This is a genomic window from Aliiroseovarius sediminis, from assembly GCF_022678485.1.
Classification (GTDB): domain Bacteria; phylum Pseudomonadota; class Alphaproteobacteria; order Rhodobacterales; family Rhodobacteraceae; genus Aliiroseovarius; species Aliiroseovarius sediminis.
Genome location: NZ_JALBYP010000026.1, coordinates 327,718 through 348,873, shown reverse-complemented (window position 1 = coordinate 348,873; position 21,156 = coordinate 327,718). Strand labels below are relative to the sequence as shown.

Sequence of the window (21,156 nt, the reverse complement as noted above, 5' to 3'; positions counted from 1 at the left end):
CATGGCTAAGGAAAAGTTTGAACGCTCCAAACCGCACGTCAACATTGGCACGATTGGGCACGTTGACCACGGCAAGACGACGCTGACGGCGGCGATCACGAAGTATTTTGGTGATTTCCAGGCATATGACGCGATTGACGGTGCGCCGGAAGAGAAGGCGCGTGGGATCACGATCTCGACCGCGCACGTGGAATATGAAACCGACACGCGCCACTATGCGCACGTCGACTGCCCCGGCCACGCTGACTATGTGAAGAACATGATCACCGGTGCGGCGCAGATGGACGGCGCGATCCTGGTTGTGAACGCTGCTGACGGCCCGATGCCGCAGACGCGCGAGCACATTTTGTTGGGCCGCCAGGTTGGCATCCCGACCATGGTCGTGTTCATGAACAAGGTTGACCAGGTTGACGACGAAGAGCTGCTTGAGCTGGTCGAGATGGAAATCCGCGAACTTCTGACCGAATACGACTATCCGGGTGATGACATTCCGATCATTGCTGGTTCGGCTTTGGCTGCACTGGAAGGTCGCGACGCGAATATCGGCGAAGACAAGATCCGCGAACTGATGGCGGCTGTTGACGACTTCATCCCGACCCCGGCGCGCCCGGTTGACGGTGCGTTCCTCTTGCCGATCGAAGACGTGTTCTCGATCTCGGGCCGCGGCACGGTTGTGACCGGTCGTGTTGAGCGTGGCGTTGTGAACGTTGGCGACGAGATCGAAATCGTCGGCCTGAAGGACACGCAGAAGACGACCTGCACGGGCGTTGAGATGTTCCGCAAGCTGCTTGATCGCGGTGAAGCTGGCGACAACGTCGGCGTTCTGCTGCGCGGTATTGATCGTGAGAAGGTCGAGCGCGGGCAGGTTCTGTGTAAGCCGGGCTCGGTGAACCCGCACACGAAGTTCGAAGCCGAGGTCTATATCCTGACCAAGGAAGAGGGTGGCCGTCACACGCCGTTCTTCGCGAACTACCGTCCTCAGTTCTACTTCCGGACCACCGACGTGACCGGCACGGTTGAGCTGCCTGAAGGCACCGAGATGGTGATGCCGGGCGACAACCTGAAGTTCGGCGTTGAACTGATCGCCCCGATCGCGATGGAAGACGGCCTGCGCTTCGCCATCCGCGAAGGTGGCCGCACCGTTGGTTCGGGCGTTGTGTCGAAGATCATCGCTTGAGGTTAAATTCCCTCCGGGAATTTGACCTGGGCGACAGGCGATTTGGCGGCAACGCCTAATCCGCCGAGAGCCTAACAGCGAGAAAACGGAAAGGCCGCCCAACGGGCGGCCTTTTTGTTGTTGGTCTGCGGTTTCAAATCACCTTTTACCCATCAAGTCGTTTGACAACATGTTCGGCGAAGGCTGCGATCATGCCGTCATAATACTCCTTGCTGTTCGTCGTCAGCGCGGACACGTCCAGATCTTCTGGGAAGAACAGGATCGCTTGTGCAAACGTCACCGTCAGGTCGTAGGTGTTGAATTTCGAGTTGTCGTTCGGGCTGATGATTTTCACACGCCCGGACAAAGACGAATCTGCAACGCCCGCGGCGGATTGCAGCGTGTTGGCCAGTTCGACTTCGTTCACGTCAATGCTGATCCGCACACCTTCGTCATCAATGCGGTCAACCAGACGCTCTACAATCGCGTTCTCCAAGTCGTCCGAGATCATGGTCCAGTGCGCGGCGGCGGTTGCGTTTTCAAGGTCTTCCATTTCCACGTCGACGTTGACCTCTTTCACCATCGTCGTGTCGGCAAAGGCCGCAGTTGACAGCATGGTGGCGGTAAGCAGCCCAGCGGTTAGAGTTTTACGTATCGTCATCGGATTACTCCTTTGTATTAACGCGGTGCTCTTGGGCACCTGTCACCCACCCAACGCCAGCCCTTAGATAAGGTTCCATCGACCCGCGCACCTTCTAAGCAAGAAGTTGCCTTGATTGCGCCCGATCATGGCGGTAACGCGATAAGATGCGCGCGTTTTTGGCTGTGGCACTGTGCTTCGATTAGTCGTTAGGGGGGATGACTGCTTTGGTGTTTCTTGTTTCCGTTGCTATCCTTTCAACTGTTTACGTTATTGCGGCATTACTTGTGCCAGCATGGACAGATATTTTGTTGCTTGCAGGACCAATCGCCCTGGCCAGCATTTTCCTGCTGTTGCAGCGGCTATGGTCTCAACCGCGCAGTCCTGTCGCAGATAGTGCCATCGCGAAGAAGCGGCGTCGGGTGTCGGTCGCAAAAAAGCGAGGTCAGACACGCCCCCCAGCCGCGACGAGACGCCGTTTAATACGTGCCGCTGCCGCGCGGAAATGGGTCATTATTGACGGGTCGAATGTCATGCACTGGCGGGATGGCGATCCCAGCGTCCAGCCGTTACGTGACGTATCCGACAACCTTGCTGCGCGCGGATATTCCCCGCATTTCTTTTTCGACGCGAATGCCGGATATATCTTGGCAGACCGGTATCTGCATGACCAAGATTTTGAGAGGATGCTGAATCTGCGTCGGGGCAGCGTCACGGTTGTTCCCAAGGGAACCATCGCGGATTCAGCTATTCTGAGCACCGCGCGCAAGTTGAATGCTGTTGTTGTGACGAACGACCGGTACCGCGATTGGGCCGAGCAATTTCCCGAGGTGACGCAGCAGGGTTTTCTGTTGAAGGGTGAATACGGCGTAAAAGGTTTAAGGTTAGACGAAACATTTGTGCAACCCGCGTATGCCTGACAGGCGGAGCCGCGTCGCCTAAACTTGGCGCGCCGGACTATATTGCCCCTTGCTTCGTCCCCCGTCCCCTTGTATCACGCGCGAGTTCGCTGGGCGAATTGACAAGCGGGATTCGGTCCCGCTTTTTGAATTTGTCCGGGGTTCGACGAGGGCAGGGGGAATGAGCCGCCTGTCGTCCTATCAACTCTCTGCCTGAAAGGGCGAATGCTATGACAAGTCAAAACATTCGTATCCGTCTTAAGGCGTTTGACTATCGCGTGCTGGATGCCTCCACACAAGAGATCGTCAACACCGCCAAACGGACCGGTGCAAACGTTCGCGGCCCCATCCCGCTGCCGAACAAAATCGAGAAGTTCACGGTTCTGCGTGGACCTCACGTTGACAAGAAATCCCGCGATCAGTTCGAGATTCGCACGCACAAGCGGCTGCTCGACATTGTTGACCCGACACCGCAGACCGTGGACGCGCTGATGAAGCTCGACCTGGCTGCTGGCGTTGACGTCCAGATCTCGGTCTAAGGAGGGTATCACAGATGCGCTCTGGTATTATCGCAAAGAAAGTCGGCATGACCCGGCTTTTCATGGAAGACGGCAAGCAGATCCCTGTAACCGTTCTTCATATGGACAACCTGCAAGTCGTGGGCAACCGCACCGCTGACAAAGACGGCTACACCGCTGTTCAGTTGGGCGCTGGTGAAGCCAAAGCTAAACGCACTTCGAAGCCTTTGCGCGGCTACTTTGCCGCAGCGAACGTGGCGCCGAAGCGCAAGCTGGTGGAATTCCGCGTGTCCGAAGACGCTCTGATCGCCGTTGGCGAAGAGCTGTCGGCCGAACACTTCATGGAAGGCCAGAAGGTTGACGTTGCTGGCACCTCGATCGGTAAAGGGTTTGCCGGTGCAATGAAGCGCCACAACTTCGGCGGTCTGCGCGCCACGCACGGTGTGTCGATTTCACACCGTTCGCACGGCTCAACCGGTCAATGTCAGGACCCCGGAAAGGTGTTCAAAGGCAAGAAAATGGCCGGCCACATGGGTAATGTCCGTGTGACCACGCAGAACCTGGAAGTCGTGAGAACCGACGCAGATCGCGGCCTGGTCTTCATCAAGGGCGCTGTCCCTGGATCGAAGGGTGGCTGGGTCACCGTGAAAGACGCCGTCAAGAAGAAGCTGCCCGAGGACGTTCCGTTCCCGGCAGGTCTGAAATCGGCTGCAACTGAAGCAAAGGCATCTGATGTGGCGGAAGAAGCGCCCGCGGAAGGTGGTGAAGCATGAAACTTGATGTAATCAAACTGGACGGCAAAAAGGCCGGCTCGGTCGAGCTGGACGAGGCCCTGTTCGGTCTTGAGCCGCGCGCCGACATCCTGCACCGTGTGGTCCGCTGGCAGCGTAACAACGCACAAGCTGGCACCCACAAGGTGAAAACGCGGTCCGAGGTCAAATACTCGACCAAGAAGATCTATCGCCAAAAAGGCACCGGTGGCGCACGCCACGGCGCACGTTCGGCCCCGATCTTCCGTGGTGGTGGTATCTACAAGGGCCCGGTTGTTCGCAGCCACGGCCACGACCTGACCAAGAAATTCCGTAAACTGGGTCTGAAACACGCCCTGTCCGCCAAAGCGCAAGCTGGCGAACTGGTTGTGATCGACACGGCTGACGCTGACGGCAAAACTGCTGTTCTGGCCAAAGCAGTCAAGGATCTGGGCTGGAAACGCGCTCTGGTTATCGACGGTGCGGAAGTGAACGAAAAGTTCGCCCAAGCTGCTCGTAACATCGAAGGTCTGGACATCCTGCCGTCGATGGGCGCCAACGTCTATGACATCCTGAAGCGTGACACACTTGTGCTCACCAAAGCAGGTGTCGAAGCTCTGGAGGCTCGCCTGAAATGACCGATAAAGCTGTACTCTATGACGTGATCCGCAAGCCGCTGATCACCGAGAAAGCAACCATGGCGTCCGAGCATGGCGCGGTTGTTTTCGAAGTGGCGATCGACGCGAATAAACCGCAGATCAAGGAAGCTGTTGAAACCCTGTTTGGCGTGAAGGTGAAAGCCGTAAACACGTCGATCACGAAGGGTAAAGTCAAGCGCTTCCGGGGCCAGTTAGGCAAGCGTAAAGACGTCAAGAAAGCCTATGTGACCCTGGAAGAGGGCAACACGATCGACGTGACTACTGGTCTCTGATCGTCAGGCTGACGCGAGATATTGAAAGCCCCTGCCGAATGGCGGGGGCTTTTTCATTGGGGGTAGATTTGCGCATCAATTGTTGTGAGTCATAGCAGCCGATGAAAGCTTTCGATCGGCATGGGTTCTTTCAAAGACACTTCTTGAACGCGTTGTTGTTTGCGCGGAAAAGTTCGGCTATTTCGGCTTCAGACAGTCCTAGTCTGTCGCCAAGATCCGTCACGACATCCAAAAGGTCAGCCTTTGAGCCATCCAATACCTGTGTCACCTTCACAAAGACGATGTTGGCTTTCTCAAAATCATTAGGTCGAGACGTCGATAGTTGATCTGCCACACAGCTGCATAACTGTATTGAAGCGGGATAATGCAGTATCGTGAAGTAACGCGTATAGTGATCGCGTTCTTTCAATGAAGCAGACATCTGTTGCTGGCAGACAGCCACATAGGCCTGTGCTTCTTCGGACAGATCGTATCTCGATGCGGCCATGTATTTACGCGCGACGGATATCGCCGCAGGCACCGACATGGCCGTGCCAAGCATGACGGTGATAACAGCCAGTTTTTTGAACAATGATACACCCCTGGCAATCTGTATGCGGGTCACTTGACCTGTTTGGTTTGGACACCCTTAGAGGGCGTTGTGACGACAGTTGTTTGATGCAGGTGTTTGTGCAACCGCCGAGAGTGGCGCAAACTTTCGTACGAAGCGGCATTCACTGTGCCTCCCTTCCAATGGGTTCATCAAGCCACGCTTTGCCCCTATTTGCCCGCACACGTCATTTTGACTCGCGATTTGCTCAGACATCAATACATTAGGGCAGTTGAAGTACCGACCTAACGACCGACGAGGTTCATACCCATGTTGACCAGACGCCACTTTGTCATCACTTCTGCCGCGATGTTCTCGGCGCCGATTTCTTCGCCTGTCTGGGCGCAGGATGGTGAAGCTGAACAGGCTGCAGTAAAGCCGACGGTAAAAACCAAACGGCGGCCGGTGTCGAACCGGTCCAAGTGGAATGCCTATGATGCGCAGGTGACGCCCGCCAATTATGACCCGTTCACGTCGAACCCGTGGGGCTTGCATCCACGTTTCCTGCCCAAATTGGTCGAGGCCAATCCCGGTCTGAAACCTGGTGACATTCACGTCGATGCCGTTGCACGCTATCTGTATCACATCCGCGCGGATGGAACGGCGATGCGCTATGGCGTCGCGATTGGGCGTGGTAACCTATACGAGTCTGGTACTTATACCATTCGCCGCAAGGCCAAATGGCCCACTTGGACCCCAACGAAAGATATGATCGCGCGTAACCCCAATACCTATGGGCCGGTCGCCGATGGTGTGGACGGTGGGCCGAGAAATCCGCTTGGATCGCGTGCGTTCTATTTGTTCGAGGGCAATCGCGATACCTATCTTCGTATCCACGGCTCGCCTTCGCCGCGGTCTGTCGGTGGGCGGGCAAGCTCGGGCTGCGTGCGTATGGTGATGGCGCATATTATCGGGCTGTATGATCAGGTTGAAACTGGTGTAACCGCCCATCTTTACCCGGCTGAAAGCGTTACGGCGCGCAGCTGACGCGCGCCGGTGGGTCAAGCCTCAGCCGATTCTTCGCGTTTGACACAGATCGGCTGGCCCTTGCGGTTACGAAGAGGCAGGTAGGTCGTTTCAACCGGCCCCTGATGGCGATAGACGAAACACCCGTCAGCTTCATTGATCCGTACATCGCTCAGATCCTGATAGGGCGCCGCAATCGCGCGCACGTTTTCCGGCACTTGCCCCATCGACCGCGTGTCCACACCGCCACTGACACCTTCCGGGCTGACACAGGCTGAAAGCGACACCAGAGCAGCACCTGTCATAATAACCAACTTCTTCATCTTACGTCCCCATAGACTTCTTTTGGGGAAGATGGGGGATTTTGAGGGCGAGGGGAAGGGGGTTGTTTAGGTGGTGGCAGAGTAAGCATTCCCGTCGTTGCCGGATTGGGGGCTTGGAAAGATCGCGCGCAAAGACTGCTTCGTGCCCATTTGCCGGGTGTTGCAATGCGCTCGAAGGGTTGCTTTGACGGATAAAGTTGCACTGATATCTTCTGGCGTCAAATCGCATCTAGACTAGGATCAGACGTCAACGAAGGAAAATCCATGTCAGAAGAACAAGACGCCAATCGCTATCTTATCACAGCAAACGAAATCAGTTCAGAGGAAGGCCTATCAAAAACGCATTTTCTCAATCTGAATGCTCAACGGATCAACAAGAGTTTAGGCGACTTGACCGGAATTACCGGTTTTGGTTTCCATATCATTGAGGTGGAGCCTGGCCGAGAAACGACCGAGTATCATGTCCACCACCATGAAGATGAGTGCGTTTATGTGCTGGAAGGTAATGCGACAGCCATTGTTGGTAAGGAAGCCTATGAAATCGGCCCAGGTGACTTCTTGGGTTACCGCAAAGGCGGGCTGGCGCATTCCATTCAAAACACCGGTACAGTGACGTTGCGCTGCATCGTGGTCGGCGAGCGGCTGTCGCATGACGTCGGCGATTACCCGAACAAGGGTAAACGTATTTTCCGGAACGCGGGCCTGCCTTGGAATCTGGTCGACCACAATTCGATTGAAGAGCCGCAAGCTGGTGCAAAAAAGTGAGCGGACATTCCGGTGCGACGAACCAATGGCAACTCGGTCCGCACAGCCGCCGGGCAGACAATCCATCCCCTCTGCCGCGTCGGGGATCTAGGTCGACCGAGTTTCACTTGAAAACCAACCCCGTCCACTAGACACCCCCCACCATCCCTGATACATCGCGCAGGTCGCGTGGCCTCGGATTCGTTCCGGGGCCTTGTGATATTTGGAATTTGGGGACCTTCGGGGCCCTTTAACTCAGGCAGGTGACTGCCTCAAAGCAACGGAAGACAGAAAGCATGGCACTCAAGTCGTACAAACCGACGACGCCAGGCCAGCGTGGGCTGGTTCTGATCGACCGTTCGGAGCTTTGGAAAGGTCGCCCGATTAAGTCCCTGACAGAGGGTCTTACGAAATCGGGTGGTCGGAACAATACCGGACGGATTACGTCGCGCCGCCGTGGTGGTGGTGCAAAGCGCCTTTATCGTATCGTTGACTTCAAGCGGAACAAGCTTGATGTCGCCGCAACGGTCGAGCGTATTGAATATGACCCCAACCGTACAGCCTTCATCGCACTTGTGAAATACGAAGACGGTGAACAGGCTTACATCCTTGCCCCGCAGCGTTTGGCTGTTGGTGACAAGGTTGTCGCATCGGCCAAGGCCGACGTGAAGCCTGGCAATGCGATGCCCTTCTCGGGTATGCCCATCGGGACGATCGTTCATAACATTGAGATGAAGCCGGGCAAAGGCGGTCAGATCGCCCGCGCAGCCGGCACTTACGCTCAGTTTGTTGGTCGTGATGGCGGCTACGCCCAGATCCGTCTGAGCTCGGGCGAGCTTCGCCTTGTGCGTCAGGAATGCATGGCCACCGTTGGCGCCGTGTCGAACCCCGACAACTCGAACCAGAACTACGGTAAAGCCGGTCGTTTGCGCCACAAAGGCGTTCGCCCCAGCGTCCGTGGTGTTGTGATGAACCCGGTCGACCACCCCCACGGTGGTGGTGAGGGTCGGACCTCGGGTGGCCGTCATCCGGTCACGCCATGGGGGAAGCCGACCAAGGGTGCACGCACTCGCAACAAGAACAAGGCGTCGTCGAACCTGATCATCCGTTCGCGTCACGCCAAGAAGAAGGGGCGTTAAGATATGGCACGTTCTGTCTGGAAAGGCCCTTTTGTCGACGCTTACGTCCTCAAAAAAGCCGAGAAATCCCGCGAATCGGGGAAAAACGAGGTCATCAAGATCTGGTCGCGTCGTTCGACCATTCTGCCCCAGTTCGTGGGCCTGACCTTTGGCGTCTATAACGGTCACAAGCACATTCCTGTGAGTGTGTCCGAAGACATGATCGGCCAGAAGTTCGGTGAATATTCGCCGACGCGGACCTATTACGGTCACGCGGCTGATAAAAAAGCGAAGAGGAAGTAAGCCATGGGTAAGGATAAAAATCCCCGCCGCGTGGCCGATAACGAAGCTATGGCCAAGACCCGTATGCTGCGTACGTCCCCGCAAAAACTGAACCTGGTTGCTGGCATGATCCGCGGCAAGAAGGTGGACAAGGCTCTGAACGATCTGACCTTCTCGAACAAGCGCATTGCGCAGGACGTGAAGAAATGTCTGCAGTCGGCCATCGCCAACGCCGAAAACAACCACAACCTTGACATCGACGAACTGGTCGTCGCCGAGGCTTATGTGGGCAAGAACCTGACCATGAAACGCGGTCGTCCGCGCGCCCGTGGTCGTTTCGGCAAGATCATCAAACCGTTTTCGGAACTCACCATCAAGGTGCGTCAAGTTGAGGAGCAAGCTTAATGGGTAACAAAGTCAATCCCGTCGGCATGCGCCTTCAGGTTAACCGCACTTGGGACAGCCGCTGGTATGCAGACACGAAAGATTACGGCGATCTTCTTCTGGAAGACCTGAAAATTCGTGACTTCATCAAGACCGAATGCAAGCAGGCCGGCATCAGCCGTGTGATCATCGAACGTCCGCACAAAAAGTGCCGCGTGACGATCCACACTGCCCGCCCCGGCGTGATCATTGGCAAGAAAGGCGCAGACATCGAAACCCTGCGCAAGAAAATCGCCAAGATCACCGACTCGGAACTGCACCTCAACATCGTTGAAGTGCGCAAGCCCGAGCTGGACGCCGCATTGGTCGCTGAATCGATTGCGCAGCAGCTTGAACGTCGTGTGTCCTTCCGCCGTGCCATGAAGCGCTCGGTGCAGAACGCAATGCGTATGGGTGCCTTGGGTATTCGTGTAAATGTCGCGGGCCGTCTTGGCGGTGCCGAGATCGCACGGACCGAATGGTATCGCGAAGGCCGTGTGCCCCTGCACACCCTGCGCGCTGACATCGATTATGCACATGCTGAAGCAATGACGCCTTACGGCATCATCGGCATCAAAACCTGGATCTTCAAAGGTGAAATCATGGAGCACGACCCTGCTGCCCGTGATCGTCGCCAGGCCGAGCTTCAGGAAGGTCCCGCGCCTCGTGGCGCTGGCGGCCGTCGCTAAGGAGTCCCAGATATGCTGCAACCAAAGCGTACAAAATTCCGCAAGATGCACAAAGGCCGGATCAAGGGTGAGGCCAAAGGTGGGTCTGACCTGAACTTCGGTTCTTATGGTCTGAAGGCGACCGAACCTGAGCGTGTGACTGCACGCCAGATCGAAGCTGCCCGCCGTGCCATGACGCGTCACATGAAACGTCAAGGCCGTGTTTGGATCCGCATCTTCCCGGACACCCCCGTGACCGCCAAGCCCATCGAAACGCGTATGGGTAAGGGTAAAGGTTCGGTGGACCGTTGGGCCTGCAAGGTCAAACCGGGCCGCGTGATGTTCGAAATCGACGGCGTCAATGACGACGTCGCACGCGAGGCCCTGCGCCTTGCCGCGATGAAGCTGCCGATCAAATCACGCGTCGTGGTTCGCGAGGACTGGTAAAGGTCGAAAACGCTTAGCGTTTTCTGACCTAGGTTAAGAAAAGAACCCCCCGTCGAGCAATCGGCGGGGGTTTTTCTCTTCTAGGGATTGTTGATGTCTAGTCGTCATCGCCTGGCTGAAGTTCTGAGTAGCGCCAGTCCCAGTGCTCCATTAGCGCACGGAACGTCGAGTCAAACTCTACATGATAATGGTGCGAATGTGGGTAGGGGATAGAAACGTCACCTTCCGAAAGCGCGTTGGCGACCACGGTGTTTTCAATGCTCGCCAGATCACCGTAAGCGTAAATAAGGTTATGGCGATCCATGACAAGCAAATTTTTGGTTTCAGACGAACCAATCCACATGTGCGCTCGCCCATCTTGCTCGAACAGCTCTTGGTACTCCCAGAGCAGCAGTTCCAGTTCGCTAAAAGAAACAGGATGGGGTGATTGGTAGCGGCCTTCAGCCCACTCGTCCCTTGAGACGACGACAACAACCAGCATCCACAACGGCGTTTCCCACCGTTTACAGATATCAAGCATAAGGCCTATTTGTCGGCCAGATGGGCCGATCCTCAATCTGGAAAAAGATTCGTGTTCTTCCAGTTGCCATACGTCAGGAAAACTGAACGGTTCGAAGCAGTCAGGGTCGCGGGAGCTCAATTCGGGGGCGCGCACGTCAAATTTGCTAAGTGTCACTTTGGTAATCCTAGTCTCCAACCAATTTCATAGACTTTTCGGGATCGGTTGTTCAGGTAAAAAGTTAGCGTGATGCCGCATGGTACAGCCCGCAATCACCACAATTGCTCTCAAACGCAACTACACACGCCGCGGTCAGATGATCACCCCCACTTATAATTAAAACTCACCGACAACCGTTCTTCTTCACCTGTGTTTTGCATCACCTCGTGGCGCAGCCAGCTTTCCCACAGCAGCACGTCGCCCTCGGCGGGGCGTTTGGTGATGAAGCTCTGCAGCTCTTCGCGCGCGTTCTTGCGGCGGGGTGGGGCGGCCATCATCATGGCGTGGCGGGGGTCTTCGTACCGCAGGGCACCCGCGCCTTCGGGCAGGGCCAGATAGGTAGTGCCGGAGATCACGGAATGCGGATGAATATGGGCCGAGTGGTAGCCGCCGGGCGGCAGGATGTTGATCCATATATCCTCAAGCTCCAGCTTGCGATCATCCAGATTGAATTCCAGATCCTCGGCAAAGGCCGCGACATGCTTGTCCAGCGCGTCCACCAGATCCTTGAAGATCGGGAACCGCCACGGCAGGTCGGTGAGCGACGCATAAGAGGTGTAGCCGGGATAGCCTTCCTTCTCGCACCACTCCTGCCCCGCCTCATCATCCTCGGCGATGGAATAGCAGCTGTCATAAAGCTCGTCTTGGCTGAGCTTTGGGTCAAACTCCGACAGATGAGCGTGGTAAAGGCGGGTCACGAAGAGGGAAGATATGTTGGGCATGAGGGCGTTTTATTATATTTGGGAAAGAAGGACGAGCATTTATGCGACAAATCAACACGCGGGTTGAAGACGTTTGATCGATAGTTACCTTAAAACTGAATGACAAAGAAGGAATCAGCACATGTCTAACGATACAATTTGTAAGCACCTGAACACGGCCCTTCAGATGGAAATGACGGCGGCGCATCAGTACCAGTTGCACGCTCATGTGCTGGATGATTGGGGGCTGAATAAGCTGGCCGAAACGATGCGTGGAGAGTTTGAAGAAGAGCTGGGCCATTCCAGCCGCTTCATGACGCGTATTCTGGAACTGGGCGGCGAGCCGGAGGTTGCCTTTGCTGCGGCCCCGAAAACGGCCAAGACGCTGAAAGAGATGTTCGAGTCGGATCTGAAAGACGAGAAAGAAGCGATCGTATTTTACACACAAGCTTCCAAGGCGGCCTATGACGCGGATGATCTTGCGACGAAAGCACTGTTCGAAGAGATCGCAATTGATGAAGTCGGGCACCGGGGATGGTTGGAGCTTCAGCTAAGCTTGATCGAACGCATTGGTGAGCAACGCTATGCCTCGAAATTTGTCAGCGGCGGTGCCGAGGAAGAGTGAGAACCCACACAAAGTTGGGCATATTTGCCACTGGTCTTCAATCTATGATCGGATTAACTATTTCGACATGAAGGGGCTGGTTTTATTCATACGCTTAAACATTGCAGCGCTGTTTGTGGTTAGCTTGCTCGGAAATGCCGTTCTTGGGGTTGTCAATTTTGTATTCCAACCGATTTGGCGCGCTACAGCGGTTACTGCTGCCGTTGCTACGACCAAACTTCAATCAGAAGCAAACGAGCGTCGCGCCGTCGCCAGGGCAAGGGCGAAAGAGAAGGCGAAGGCCCGGTTGCGGCGGGCAGTGACCATCATCCCCTTTGCTGGCTTAGCGGGAGCGGCAGCATTTGAATATGGCGACTATAAAGAGTGGTTGGAGCAGAACCCCGAAGGCGATGTGAACCAGTATGGGACTGAGGTCGCACAGCTTTCCGGTGAGGTGGCTAATGAGGTATTAGATGAACTTCCTGAGGTGGTTCGACCAGACCGGCAAAAATTACTAGATGGCGTGGACAGCTTACTTTCATCCATGCAAGCCTATTATGGGGATGGGCCTGAATAACTTCGCCTGATTTCAAGTGGCTGTTTCTCCAAACTTTCCCTTGCCCCCACCCCCTATCCCCCCTATAGAGCCACATCGCATGGATTCCCGGTTACGGGATTCGTGTGTTTTGACATTCACCCACCAGATATAGGGTGACCTGCCAGCAAACAGGGCAGAGCCTTCTGGTGCAAGGAAAGGAAAAGGCGAATGAACGCCAAGGAACTGCGTGATCAGTCTCCTGACCAGCTGCGTGAAAAGCTGGCAGAGCTGAAAAAAGAGGCCTTCAACCTGCGTTTCCAGCAGGCCACAGGTGCCCTCGAGAATACTTCCCGTATGCGTCAGGTGCGTCGCGACGCGGCCCGCGTCAAAACCGTTCTGAACGAACAAGCCAAAGCTGCGGCTGAGTAAGAGGAGCCTAGAGAATGCCCAAACGTATCCTGTCAGGCACTGTGACAAGCGCCGCAAACGCCCAAACAGTCACCGTGTCGGTTGAACGCCGTTTCACCCACCCGGTTCTGAAAAAAACCATTCGTAAGTCCAAGAAGTACCGGGCTCACGATGAAACGAATGCCTTTAAGGCTGGCGACAAGGTTCGCATCATCGAATGCGCGCCGAAGTCGAAAACCAAGCGTTGGGAAGTTCTGGAAGGCTAAGACTAGCCTTCCCGGACGACTTAACAAGTCGAAACCCTGGGGATTTCGCCAAGCATCGGCGCCCAGAAGGTCGGGAGAAACCACATGATCCAGATGCAAACAAATCTGGATGTTGCTGACAACAGCGGCGCGCGCCGTGTTCAGTGCATCAAGGTTCTGGGTGGTTCCAAGCGTAAGTACGCATCCGTTGGCGACATCATTGTCGTCTCGGTCAAGGAAGCCATCCCACGCGGTCGCGTAAAGAAAGGGGACGTCCGCAAGGCTGTCGTCGTTCGCACCGCAAAAGAGGTCCGTCGTGAAGACGGCACCGCCATCCGCTTCGACCGCAATGCGGCCGTTATTCTGAACAACAACAACGAGCCTATGGGAACCCGTATCTTCGGCCCGGTTGTTCGCGAACTTCGCGCGAAGAACTTCATGAAGATCATCTCGCTGGCTCCGGAGGTGCTGTAAGATGGCTGCCAAGTTGAGAAAAGGCGACAAGGTTGTCGTTCTGGCTGGCAAGGACAAGGGCAAGCAGGGTGAAATCTCCTCTGTTGACCCGAAAGCTGGCAAAGCTGTCGTTGATGGCGTGAACATCGCAATCCGCCACACGCGTCAAAGCCAAACCGCACAAGGTGGCCGCATCCCGCAAGCGATGCCGATCCAACTGTCGAATCTGGCGCTGCTGGACAAAAACGGCAAAGCAACGCGCGTCGGCTTCCGCGAGGAAGACGGCAAGAAAGTGCGTTTCGCCAAAACCACAGGGGAGACTGTCTGATGCTGGATACCGCTAACTACACCCCCCGCCTGAAGGCCGCTTACAAGGACAGCATCCGTGCCGCCCTGAAAGAGGAGTTCGGTTACAAGAACGACATGCAGATCCCGCGTCTGGAAAAGATCGTTCTGAATATCGGTTGTGGTGCCGAAGCCGTTAAGGATTCGAAAAAAGCCAAGTCGGCGGTTGCTGACTTGACGATCATCGCTGGCCAACAGGCTTTGACGACGAAAGCCAAGAAATCCATTGCTGGTTTCCGTGTCCGCGAGGACATGCCGCTGGGTGCGAAAGTGACCCTGCGCGGTGACCGGATGTATGAATTCCTGGACCGCCTGATCACCATTGCGATGCCCCGTATCCGCGACTTCCGTGGCGTTCCGGGCACGTCTTTCGATGGCCGTGGCAACTATGCCATGGGCTTGAAAGAGCACATCGTATTCCCGGAAATCGACTTTGATAAAGTCGATGAAAGCTGGGGTATGGATATCGTAATTGCCACCACCGCGAAAACCGACGCGGAAGCAAAGAGCATGCTGAAGCACTTCAACATGCCCTTTAACAGCTGATCCGCGGGAAGGAATAGACATGGCTAAAAAAGCAATGATCGAACGCGAGAAGAAGCGTCAGCGTCTGGTGGAAAAATACGCCGCCAAACGTGCCGCGCTGAAAGAAATCGCAAACGACGAGAGCAAGTCGATGGAAGAGCGTTTCAAGGCGCGCCTGAAACTTGCAGAACTGCCGCGCAACAGCTCGGCGACCCGGCTGCACAATCGGTGCCAGCTGACCGGTCGTCCGCACGCTTACTATCGTAAGCTGAAAGTATCGCGGATCGCGCTGCGGGATCTTGGCTCGAATGGCCAAATCCCCGGCCTGGTGAAATCAAGCTGGTAAGGGAGAGATAAATATGAACGATCCTATCGGCGATATGCTCACCCGTATCCGCAACGCGCAAATGCGCGGTAAGTCGGTTGTTTCGACCCCCGCGTCGAAGCTGCGTGCTTGGGTTCTGGATGTGTTGGCTGACGAAGGCTACATCCGCGGCTACGAAAGCGGCACTGACGAGCGTGGGCACCCCACTCTTGAAATCAGCCTGAAATACTTTGACGGTGTTCCGGTTATCCGCGAACTTCAACGGGTTTCGACCCCTGGCCGTCGCGTCTATATGGGCGTCAAGAACATCGAACAGGTCCGTCAGGGCCTTGGCGTTTCGATTGTCTCGACCTCTAAAGGCGTCATGTCCGATGCAAACGCTCGCAGCCAGAATGTTGGTGGCGAAGTGCTTTGCACCGTCTTCTAAGGAGGTCTGTATGTCTCGTATTGGTAAAAAACCGGTCGAGCTGCCTGCTGGCGTAACCGTTACGCAGTCCGGTCAGACCGTCGAAGTGAAGGGGCCGAAAGGCACCCTGAGCTTCAAAGCAACTGATGATGTCACCATTGATGTCACGGATAATCAGCTAACCGTTCAGCCGCGTGGCAAGTCCAAGCGTGCGCGGCAGCAATGGGGCATGAGCCGCACTGTTATCGCGAATCTGGTGACCGGCGTCTCTGATGGCTTCAAGAAAGAACTGGAAATCAACGGTGTTGGTTACCGTGCCCAAATGCAGGGCAACGTTCTGAAGCTGAACCTTGGCCTGTCGCACGATGTGGACTTTGTCCCACCCGAGGGTGTGACCGTGACTGCGCCCAAGCAGACCCAAATCGTTGTTGAGGGCGTTGATCCACAACTCGTCGGTCAGGTCGCGGCCAACATCCGCGCATGGCGCAAACCCGAGCCTTATAAAGGCAAAGGCATCAAATACAAAGACGAGTATATCTTCCGCAAGGAAGGTAAGAAGAAGTAAGGACCAGACAGATGGCAAACAGCAAACGGACCCTGTTCCTCAAGCGCCGCCTGCGCGTCCGGAACAGCCTGCGCAAGCACAACGTAGGCAAGATGCGCCTTTCGGTGCATCGCTCGAACAAGAACATCAGCGCACAGCTGATCGACGATGTGAATGGCGTCACCCTGGCTTCGGCTTCTTCCCTCGAGAAGGATCTGGGCGTGGTTGGCAAAAACAACATCGACGCAGCCACCAAAGTGGGTGTCGCGATCGCGGAACGTGCCAAGAAAGCCGGCGTCGAAGAATGCTATTTCGACCGCGGCGGCTTCCTGTTTCACGGCAAGGTGAAGGCTCTGGCCGACGCTGCGCGTGAAGGCGGGCTGAAGTTTTAAGACCCTGAGAAGGGCGTCGGATGTTTCGGCGCCCTTCCGATGATCCGGGGGCAGTCTGCCCACTGGGATCGAGTTGAACGGCGCCCATCAAGCGCGCCACCATGAAAGGATGTTCTGATGGCAGAACGTGATAACCGCCGGGGTCGCCGCGATCGTGACGAAGCTCCGGAATTTGCAGATCGCCTGGTTGCGATCAACCGCGTGTCGAAAACCGTGAAGGGTGGTAAGCGCTTTGGCTTTGCAGCTCTTGTCGTTGTTGGCGACCAGAAAGGCCGGGTTGGCTTTGGCAAAGGTAAAGCGAAAGAGGTCCCCGAGGCCATTCGTAAAGCAACCGAGCAAGCCAAGCGCCAAATGATCCGCGTGCCGCTGCGCGAAGGCCGCACTCTGCACCACGACATCGAAGGTCGTCATGGCGCTGGCAAAGTGACCATGCGCACCGCCCCGGAAGGGACTGGTATCATTGCCGGTGGTCCGATGCGTGCTGTATTCGAAATGTTGGGCGTCAAAGACGTCGTGTCGAAGTCGCTGGGCTCGCAGAACCCTTACAACATGATCCGCGCCACCATCGACGGTCTGACCAAAGAGTCCAGCCCACGTATGATTGCCCAACGTCGCGGCAAGAAAGTCGCCGATATTCTGGGCGCCAAACCTGACGCTCCGGCAGCCGCCGAAGCCGCAGACGCGTAAGGAGCCCGATCCATGGCTAAAACCATCGTCGTCAAACAGATCGGCTCTCCGATCCGTCGCCCCGCCAAACAGCGCCAAACGCTGATCGGTCTGGGCCTGAACAAGATGCACAAAACCCGCGAACTCGAAGACACGCCCGCCGTACGCGGCATGATCTCGAAAATCTCGCACATGGTTGAGATTGTGGAAGAGAAGGGCTGACTTCAGCTTGGTCCAAGTCTTGAAGAGTTGAAGCACCCCGGTCAGGAATGGCCGGGGTGTTTTCTGTTTGGAGATCAGTTCCGAGGCAGGTGAGTGGTGAGTATGTCACCCAAAGGTTGATGGCAGGGTGCTTCAGTTCTTAACGCTAAGTCCGAAAAGTCCGACGATTAAACCCGAAGGATTCCCGGAATGAAGTTTGGCGCAGTCGTCATTATTTCGATCTCCAGCATAATCACCGCCGCTTGCGCGGGGCGGGTCAGCCCCGAAACCACACAAGATATGCCCATTGGGTATCTTTGCCGCATTCTGGATAGTGGTGAATACATCTCAACTCCAATTTAGCAAAGAGCCATCTATGCGGAACTGGAACGTCGCAACGAAGAGTGTGTAAATAGTGTGAAGAAGGTTGTTCATACCCAGTAGCGGTTAGTGGTTGGTCGCGCCATGGAACCCCTGCATCCCGGCCTTTCTCAATCGTCGGTGGTCGCCAAGACGAACCGCTCCTATCAGGGCGCTAACAACTCACCCCCTGTTTAGGACCACCAAGATGAACGCCCTCGTAACCCCCGTCGCCCTGCTGGCAAACGCCCTTCCGGGGGTGGTCACCGCCGCCCAGACTGCCGCCCATCGTTTTCTGACATCCGACTTTGTTCCGACCTGGACCGAGTATCTGCGCGACTGCAACAAGTAATCCCGGGGTCAGCGCATCGTGACCGATGCAAGGCTTGCGTGGCGGACATCTTGGGGCTATACGCCCCCGGTGGCGTCCTACGCCACAGAATCAAAACCAAGAAAAGCCGTGTTTGGCCCCTTCCGCTTCATGGGTCAGTTCCGGCAAAAGGAGAAGCGACATGAAATTGAATGAACTGCGCGACAATCCCGGCGCAAGCAAATCCCGTAAACGCGTGGGCCGTGGCCCTGGTTCGGGCATGGGCAAGACCGGTGGTCGTGGTATCAAAGGTCAGAAATCGCGTTCGGGCGTTGCCATCAAGGGTTTCGAAGGCGGGCAAATGCCCATCTATCAACGTCTGCCCAAGCGTGGATTCAACAAGCCGAATCGCAAGAAATTCGCTGTGATCAACTTGGGTTTGATCCAGAAATTCATCGACGAGAAAAAGCTCGACGCCAAAGACATCACCGAAGATACGCTGGTGGAATCGGGTCTTGTGCGCCGCAAGCTGGACGGCATTCGCGTGCTGGCCAAGGGCGACTTGACCGCCAAGGCGACCATCACCGTGACCGGCGCGTCGAAATCGGCGGTCGAGGCCGTTGAAAAAGCTGGCGGCAAACTGACCGTCGCGGCGCCGGCTGCGGCTGAATAAGACCTTGTGAGGGGCGCCGCAGCCCCTTACATATCTTGCTACGTTTTCAAGCGCCGCCAGAGCCGGGAACGGCCCGGCGGCGTTTTACATGGATCGAGGGGGCCTTATGGCATCTGCAGCAGAACAAATGGCCGCAAACATGAGCTGGAGCGCCTTTGGCAAGGCATCCGAGCTCAGGCAGCGGATTCTTTTCACGATCGGGCTTCTGATCATTTATCGCCTTGGCACCTATATCCCCATTCCGGGGATTGATGGCGCCGCGCTGCGCGATTTCATGGAGCAAGCGCAATCCGGCATTGCTGGCGTGCTTGGCATGTTCACCGGTGGCGCGCTAAGCCGGATGGGCGTGTTTGCCCTTGGGATCATGCCTTACATTTCGGCGTCGATCATCGTGCAGCTTCTGTCGTCGATGTGGGAACCCCTGAAGCAGCTTAAGAAAGAAGGCGAGCAAGGCCGCAAGAAAATCAACCAATACACCCGCTATGGCACCGTTCTGCTTGCCACGGGTCAGGCGTTTGCACTGGCGAACAGTCTGCAAGCCGGTGATCTGGTCACCAATCCCGGTGGCTTCTTCATCGCGGCCTGTGTGATCACCCTTGTGGGCGGTACGATGTTCCTGATGTGGCTGGGCGAACAGATCACGGCGCGCGGGATCGGCAACGGTATTTCCCTGATCATCTTTGTGGGCATTGTCGCCGAAATCCCGGCGGCCCTTGGCCAGTTCCTTGCCTCAGGCCAGTCGGGGGCGATCAGCCCTGCGGTGATTATCGGCGTGCTGGTCATGATCGTCGCCGTGATTGGCTTCGTCGTGTTCATGGAACGTGCGCTGCGCAAGGTGCATATCCAGTATCCCCGCCGTCAGGTCGGCATGAAGGTCTATGATGGCGGATCGTCGCATCTGCCGATCAAGGTGAACCCGGCGGGCGTTATTCCGGCAATCTTCGCTTCGGCGCTTCTGCTGCTGCCGACGACGATTTCGACCTTTTCATCTGGACAGGCGGGGCCAGTCATGTCGCTGGTGCTGGCCTATTTCGGACCTGGACAGCCGCTATACCTGCTGTTCTTCACGTCCATGATCGTCTTTTTCACCTTCTTCTATACTAAGGAAGTTGCGTTCAAGACGGATGAGGTGGCCGAAAATCTGAAGAACCAGAACGGCTTCATCCCCGGCATCCGCCCCGGCAAGAAGACCGAGGAATATTTGGACTACGTCGTCACCCGTCTACTGGTGCTTGGGTCGGGCTATCTGGCAGCCGTCTGTCTGCTGCCCGAGATCCTGCGCAGCCAATTCGCCATCCCGTTCTATTTTGGCGGCACGTCGGTGCTGATTGTCGTATCGGTGACGATGGATACGATTCAACAAGTTCAGTCGCATCTGCTGGCGCACCAGTATGAAGGTCTGATTGAGAAGTCGCAGCTTCGCGGCAAGAAACGTTCGAAGAAGGCTCCGTCACGTCGATGAATGTTATTCTGCTTGGACCACCCGGTGCCGGTAAAGGCACGCAAGCCCGCCTGTTGGTTGAAGACCGTGGCATGATGCAACTCTCCACCGGCGACATGCTGCGCGAGGCAAAGGCTTCGGGCACTGAAATGGGGCAGAAGGTTGCCGCGATCATGGACGCAGGTCAGTTGGTCACGGACGAGATCGTAATCGGCCTGATTGAAGAAAAGCTGGAAAGCGACCACGAGGGTGGGTTCATCTTCGACGGCTTCCCCCGCACGCTGGCTCAGGCCGATGCATTGGGCAGCCTGCTGGAAAAGCACGGCACGAAGCTGGACGTGGTGATCGAAATGCGTGTCGAGGACGCCGACCTGATCGCCCGCATCACCGCGCGTTCCACCTGCGTCCAATGTGGCGAGGGGTATAACGACATCTCCAAGCCGATCCCGGCGGATGGGGCATGCTCCGTCTGCGGCGGGACCGAGTTCACACGCCGCGCCGACGACACTTCGGAAAGCCTGCGGATGCGGCTGCTTGAGTATTATAAGAAGACCTCGCCGCTGATTGGTTATTATTACGCTACGGGCCACCTTCGGACCGTCAACGGGCTGGGCGAGATTGACGAGGTAAAGGACGCGATCGCCAAAGTGTTGGACGCCTGATCCTTACTTCCCCGAATGTTGCGCAGGTGCTGTTTTCGTAAGCGGCGCCTGTTCTTTTAGGGTGATGCGGGTGATATCGTGACCTTCTGCCCAACATGGCTTGACGCCCGCGACAATCCCATCTAAGTCATCCCATCCCTCACGGGAATCGGCGTGCGTTCGGGGTCGCTCCTCTGCCCGCGCCAG

At 56.2% G+C, this 21,156-nt stretch carries 35 protein-coding genes; 30 read left to right on the top strand and 5 right to left on the bottom strand.

Features of this window, described 5'->3' with window-relative positions:
- Position 1: 1 nt before the first annotated feature.
- The gene (gene tuf, locus MN186_RS08275) at positions 2-1,177 is read left to right on the top strand and encodes an elongation factor Tu (RefSeq protein WP_242113894.1); all 1,176 of its coding nucleotides are present in this window, start codon (positions 2-4) and stop codon (positions 1,175-1,177) included.
- Positions 1,178-1,322: 145 nt separating this feature from the next.
- On the opposite strand, the gene MN186_RS08270 is transcribed toward tuf, so the two are convergent.
- Entirely contained in the window at positions 1,323-1,817 is a 495-nt protein-coding gene (locus MN186_RS08270; RefSeq protein WP_242113893.1) for a hypothetical protein, read from the bottom strand.
- A gap of 197 nt (positions 1,818-2,014) precedes the next feature.
- Between MN186_RS08270 and MN186_RS08265 the strand changes: the two genes are divergently transcribed.
- From MN186_RS08265 to MN186_RS08245, 5 genes are all read left to right on the top strand, one after another.
- A complete protein-coding gene (locus tag MN186_RS08265; protein ID WP_242113892.1) occupies positions 2,015-2,716 on the top strand; it encodes an NYN domain-containing protein in 702 nt (233 codons plus the stop codon).
- 209 nt (positions 2,717-2,925) lie between these two features.
- The gene (rpsJ, locus tag MN186_RS08260) at positions 2,926-3,234 is read left to right on the top strand and encodes a 30S ribosomal protein S10 (protein WP_091428130.1); all 309 of its coding nucleotides are present in this window, start codon (positions 2,926-2,928) and stop codon (positions 3,232-3,234) included.
- A 14-nt stretch (positions 3,235-3,248) separates the two neighbouring features.
- Entirely contained in the window at positions 3,249-3,986 is a 738-nt protein-coding gene (rplC, locus tag MN186_RS08255; protein ID WP_242113891.1) for a 50S ribosomal protein L3, read from the top strand.
- Positions 3,983-4,600 carry a 50S ribosomal protein L4 gene (rplD, locus tag MN186_RS08250; protein WP_242113890.1) on the top strand — a complete coding sequence of 206 codons (618 nt, stop codon included), beginning with the start codon at positions 3,983-3,985 and terminating at the stop codon, positions 4,598-4,600. Before rplC ends, rplD begins: the two co-directional genes overlap by 4 nt.
- On the top strand, positions 4,597-4,893 hold the full coding sequence (locus MN186_RS08245; protein WP_242113889.1) for a 50S ribosomal protein L23: 297 nt from the start codon (positions 4,597-4,599) through the stop codon (positions 4,891-4,893). The genes rplD and MN186_RS08245 overlap by 4 nt, the downstream gene beginning before the upstream one ends.
- 130 nt (positions 4,894-5,023) lie before the next feature.
- On the opposite strand, the gene MN186_RS08240 is transcribed toward MN186_RS08245, so the two are convergent.
- Complete coding sequence (locus MN186_RS08240) at positions 5,024-5,464, bottom strand: hypothetical protein (protein ID WP_242113888.1); 441 nt, start codon at positions 5,462-5,464, stop codon at positions 5,024-5,026.
- A gap of 288 nt (positions 5,465-5,752) precedes the next feature.
- Here MN186_RS08240 and MN186_RS08235 point away from each other — a divergent pair, with 288 nt between their 5' ends.
- Positions 5,753-6,469, top strand: a complete 717-nt coding sequence (locus MN186_RS08235; RefSeq protein WP_242113887.1) for a L,D-transpeptidase — start codon at positions 5,753-5,755, stop codon at positions 6,467-6,469.
- 14 nt (positions 6,470-6,483) lie between these two features.
- Here the strand turns inward: MN186_RS08235 and MN186_RS08230 are convergent, their stop codons facing one another.
- Entirely contained in the window at positions 6,484-6,771 is a 288-nt protein-coding gene (locus MN186_RS08230) for a hypothetical protein (protein ID WP_242113886.1), read from the bottom strand.
- Between the two features lie 264 nt (positions 6,772-7,035).
- Here MN186_RS08230 and MN186_RS08225 point away from each other — a divergent pair, with 264 nt between their 5' ends.
- From MN186_RS08225 to rplP, 6 genes are all read left to right on the top strand, one after another.
- Complete coding sequence (locus MN186_RS08225; protein ID WP_242113885.1) at positions 7,036-7,536, top strand: cupin domain-containing protein; 501 nt, start codon at positions 7,036-7,038, stop codon at positions 7,534-7,536.
- Between the two features lie 275 nt (positions 7,537-7,811).
- Positions 7,812-8,654 (top strand): 50S ribosomal protein L2, encoded by an 843-nt coding sequence (gene rplB / locus MN186_RS08220; protein WP_242113884.1) that lies wholly within the window; start codon positions 7,812-7,814, stop codon positions 8,652-8,654.
- A 3-nt stretch (positions 8,655-8,657) separates the two neighbouring features.
- Entirely contained in the window at positions 8,658-8,936 is a 279-nt protein-coding gene (gene rpsS, locus MN186_RS08215; protein WP_242113883.1) for a 30S ribosomal protein S19, read from the top strand.
- 3 nt (positions 8,937-8,939) lie between these two features.
- Entirely contained in the window at positions 8,940-9,320 is a 381-nt protein-coding gene (gene rplV / locus MN186_RS08210; protein ID WP_242113882.1) for a 50S ribosomal protein L22, read from the top strand.
- Positions 9,320-10,027 carry a 30S ribosomal protein S3 gene (gene rpsC, locus MN186_RS08205; RefSeq protein WP_242113881.1) on the top strand — a complete coding sequence of 236 codons (708 nt, stop codon included), beginning with the start codon at positions 9,320-9,322 and terminating at the stop codon, positions 10,025-10,027. The genes rplV and rpsC overlap by 1 nt, the downstream gene beginning before the upstream one ends.
- 12 nt (positions 10,028-10,039) lie before the next feature.
- Positions 10,040-10,453: a 50S ribosomal protein L16 gene (rplP, locus tag MN186_RS08200; protein ID WP_242113880.1), complete on the top strand. Its 414-nt coding sequence runs from the start codon at positions 10,040-10,042 to the stop codon at positions 10,451-10,453.
- Positions 10,454-10,550: 97 nt separating this feature from the next.
- On the opposite strand, the gene MN186_RS08195 is transcribed toward rplP, so the two are convergent.
- Both MN186_RS08195 and MN186_RS08190 read right to left on the bottom strand, forming a co-directional pair.
- On the bottom strand, positions 10,551-11,129 hold the full coding sequence (locus tag MN186_RS08195) for a hypothetical protein (RefSeq protein WP_242113879.1): 579 nt from the start codon (positions 11,127-11,129) through the stop codon (positions 10,551-10,553).
- Between the two features lie 143 nt (positions 11,130-11,272).
- A complete protein-coding gene (locus tag MN186_RS08190) occupies positions 11,273-11,893 on the bottom strand; it encodes a TIGR02466 family protein (protein WP_242113878.1) in 621 nt (206 codons plus the stop codon).
- 121 nt (positions 11,894-12,014) lie between these two features.
- On the opposite strand from MN186_RS08190, the gene MN186_RS08185 reads away from it, so the two are divergent.
- The 17 genes from MN186_RS08185 (at position 12,015) to MN186_RS08105 (ending at position 20,970) form a co-directional block, all read left to right on the top strand.
- Entirely contained in the window at positions 12,015-12,497 is a 483-nt protein-coding gene (locus tag MN186_RS08185; protein ID WP_242113877.1) for a bacterioferritin, read from the top strand.
- Positions 12,498-12,564: 67 nt separating this feature from the next.
- Positions 12,565-13,053, top strand: coding sequence for a hypothetical protein (locus tag MN186_RS08180; protein WP_242113876.1), 489 nt, complete (start codon positions 12,565-12,567; stop codon positions 13,051-13,053).
- 189 nt (positions 13,054-13,242) lie between these two features.
- Positions 13,243-13,443: a 50S ribosomal protein L29 gene (rpmC, locus tag MN186_RS08175; RefSeq protein ID WP_242113875.1), complete on the top strand. Its 201-nt coding sequence runs from the start codon at positions 13,243-13,245 to the stop codon at positions 13,441-13,443.
- A gap of 14 nt (positions 13,444-13,457) precedes the next feature.
- On the top strand, positions 13,458-13,688 hold the full coding sequence (rpsQ, locus tag MN186_RS08170; protein WP_242113874.1) for a 30S ribosomal protein S17: 231 nt from the start codon (positions 13,458-13,460) through the stop codon (positions 13,686-13,688).
- 84 nt (positions 13,689-13,772) lie between these two features.
- A complete protein-coding gene (gene rplN, locus MN186_RS08165) occupies positions 13,773-14,141 on the top strand; it encodes a 50S ribosomal protein L14 (RefSeq protein WP_159806805.1) in 369 nt (122 codons plus the stop codon).
- Position 14,142: 1 nt separating this feature from the next.
- On the top strand, positions 14,143-14,448 hold the full coding sequence (gene rplX / locus MN186_RS08160; RefSeq protein WP_242113873.1) for a 50S ribosomal protein L24: 306 nt from the start codon (positions 14,143-14,145) through the stop codon (positions 14,446-14,448).
- On the top strand, positions 14,448-15,011 hold the full coding sequence (gene rplE / locus MN186_RS08155) for a 50S ribosomal protein L5 (protein ID WP_242113872.1): 564 nt from the start codon (positions 14,448-14,450) through the stop codon (positions 15,009-15,011). Before rplX ends, rplE begins: the two co-directional genes overlap by 1 nt.
- Positions 15,012-15,030: 19 nt before the next feature.
- Positions 15,031-15,336: a 30S ribosomal protein S14 gene (rpsN, locus tag MN186_RS08150; RefSeq protein ID WP_242113871.1), complete on the top strand. Its 306-nt coding sequence runs from the start codon at positions 15,031-15,033 to the stop codon at positions 15,334-15,336.
- Positions 15,337-15,349: 13 nt separating this feature from the next.
- Complete coding sequence (gene rpsH, locus MN186_RS08145) at positions 15,350-15,742, top strand: 30S ribosomal protein S8 (protein WP_242113870.1); 393 nt, start codon at positions 15,350-15,352, stop codon at positions 15,740-15,742.
- A gap of 10 nt (positions 15,743-15,752) precedes the next feature.
- Entirely contained in the window at positions 15,753-16,286 is a 534-nt protein-coding gene (rplF, locus tag MN186_RS08140; protein WP_242113869.1) for a 50S ribosomal protein L6, read from the top strand.
- A gap of 11 nt (positions 16,287-16,297) precedes the next feature.
- Complete coding sequence (gene rplR / locus MN186_RS08135) at positions 16,298-16,657, top strand: 50S ribosomal protein L18 (RefSeq protein ID WP_242113868.1); 360 nt, start codon at positions 16,298-16,300, stop codon at positions 16,655-16,657.
- Positions 16,658-16,774: 117 nt separating this feature from the next.
- A complete protein-coding gene (gene rpsE, locus MN186_RS08130) occupies positions 16,775-17,344 on the top strand; it encodes a 30S ribosomal protein S5 (protein ID WP_242113867.1) in 570 nt (189 codons plus the stop codon).
- Positions 17,345-17,356: 12 nt separating this feature from the next.
- Complete coding sequence (gene rpmD, locus MN186_RS08125; protein WP_242113866.1) at positions 17,357-17,545, top strand: 50S ribosomal protein L30; 189 nt, start codon at positions 17,357-17,359, stop codon at positions 17,543-17,545.
- A 547-nt stretch (positions 17,546-18,092) separates the two neighbouring features.
- The gene (locus MN186_RS08120) at positions 18,093-18,236 is read left to right on the top strand and encodes a hypothetical protein (RefSeq protein ID WP_242113865.1); all 144 of its coding nucleotides are present in this window, start codon (positions 18,093-18,095) and stop codon (positions 18,234-18,236) included.
- Between the two features lie 160 nt (positions 18,237-18,396).
- Entirely contained in the window at positions 18,397-18,867 is a 471-nt protein-coding gene (rplO, locus tag MN186_RS08115; protein ID WP_242113864.1) for a 50S ribosomal protein L15, read from the top strand.
- Positions 18,868-18,973: 106 nt separating this feature from the next.
- The gene (secY, locus tag MN186_RS08110; RefSeq protein WP_242113863.1) at positions 18,974-20,329 is read left to right on the top strand and encodes a preprotein translocase subunit SecY; all 1,356 of its coding nucleotides are present in this window, start codon (positions 18,974-18,976) and stop codon (positions 20,327-20,329) included.
- Positions 20,326-20,970 carry an adenylate kinase gene (locus MN186_RS08105; RefSeq protein ID WP_242113862.1) on the top strand — a complete coding sequence of 215 codons (645 nt, stop codon included), beginning with the start codon at positions 20,326-20,328 and terminating at the stop codon, positions 20,968-20,970. Before secY ends, MN186_RS08105 begins: the two co-directional genes overlap by 4 nt.
- Positions 20,971-21,156: the final 186 nt, after the last annotated feature.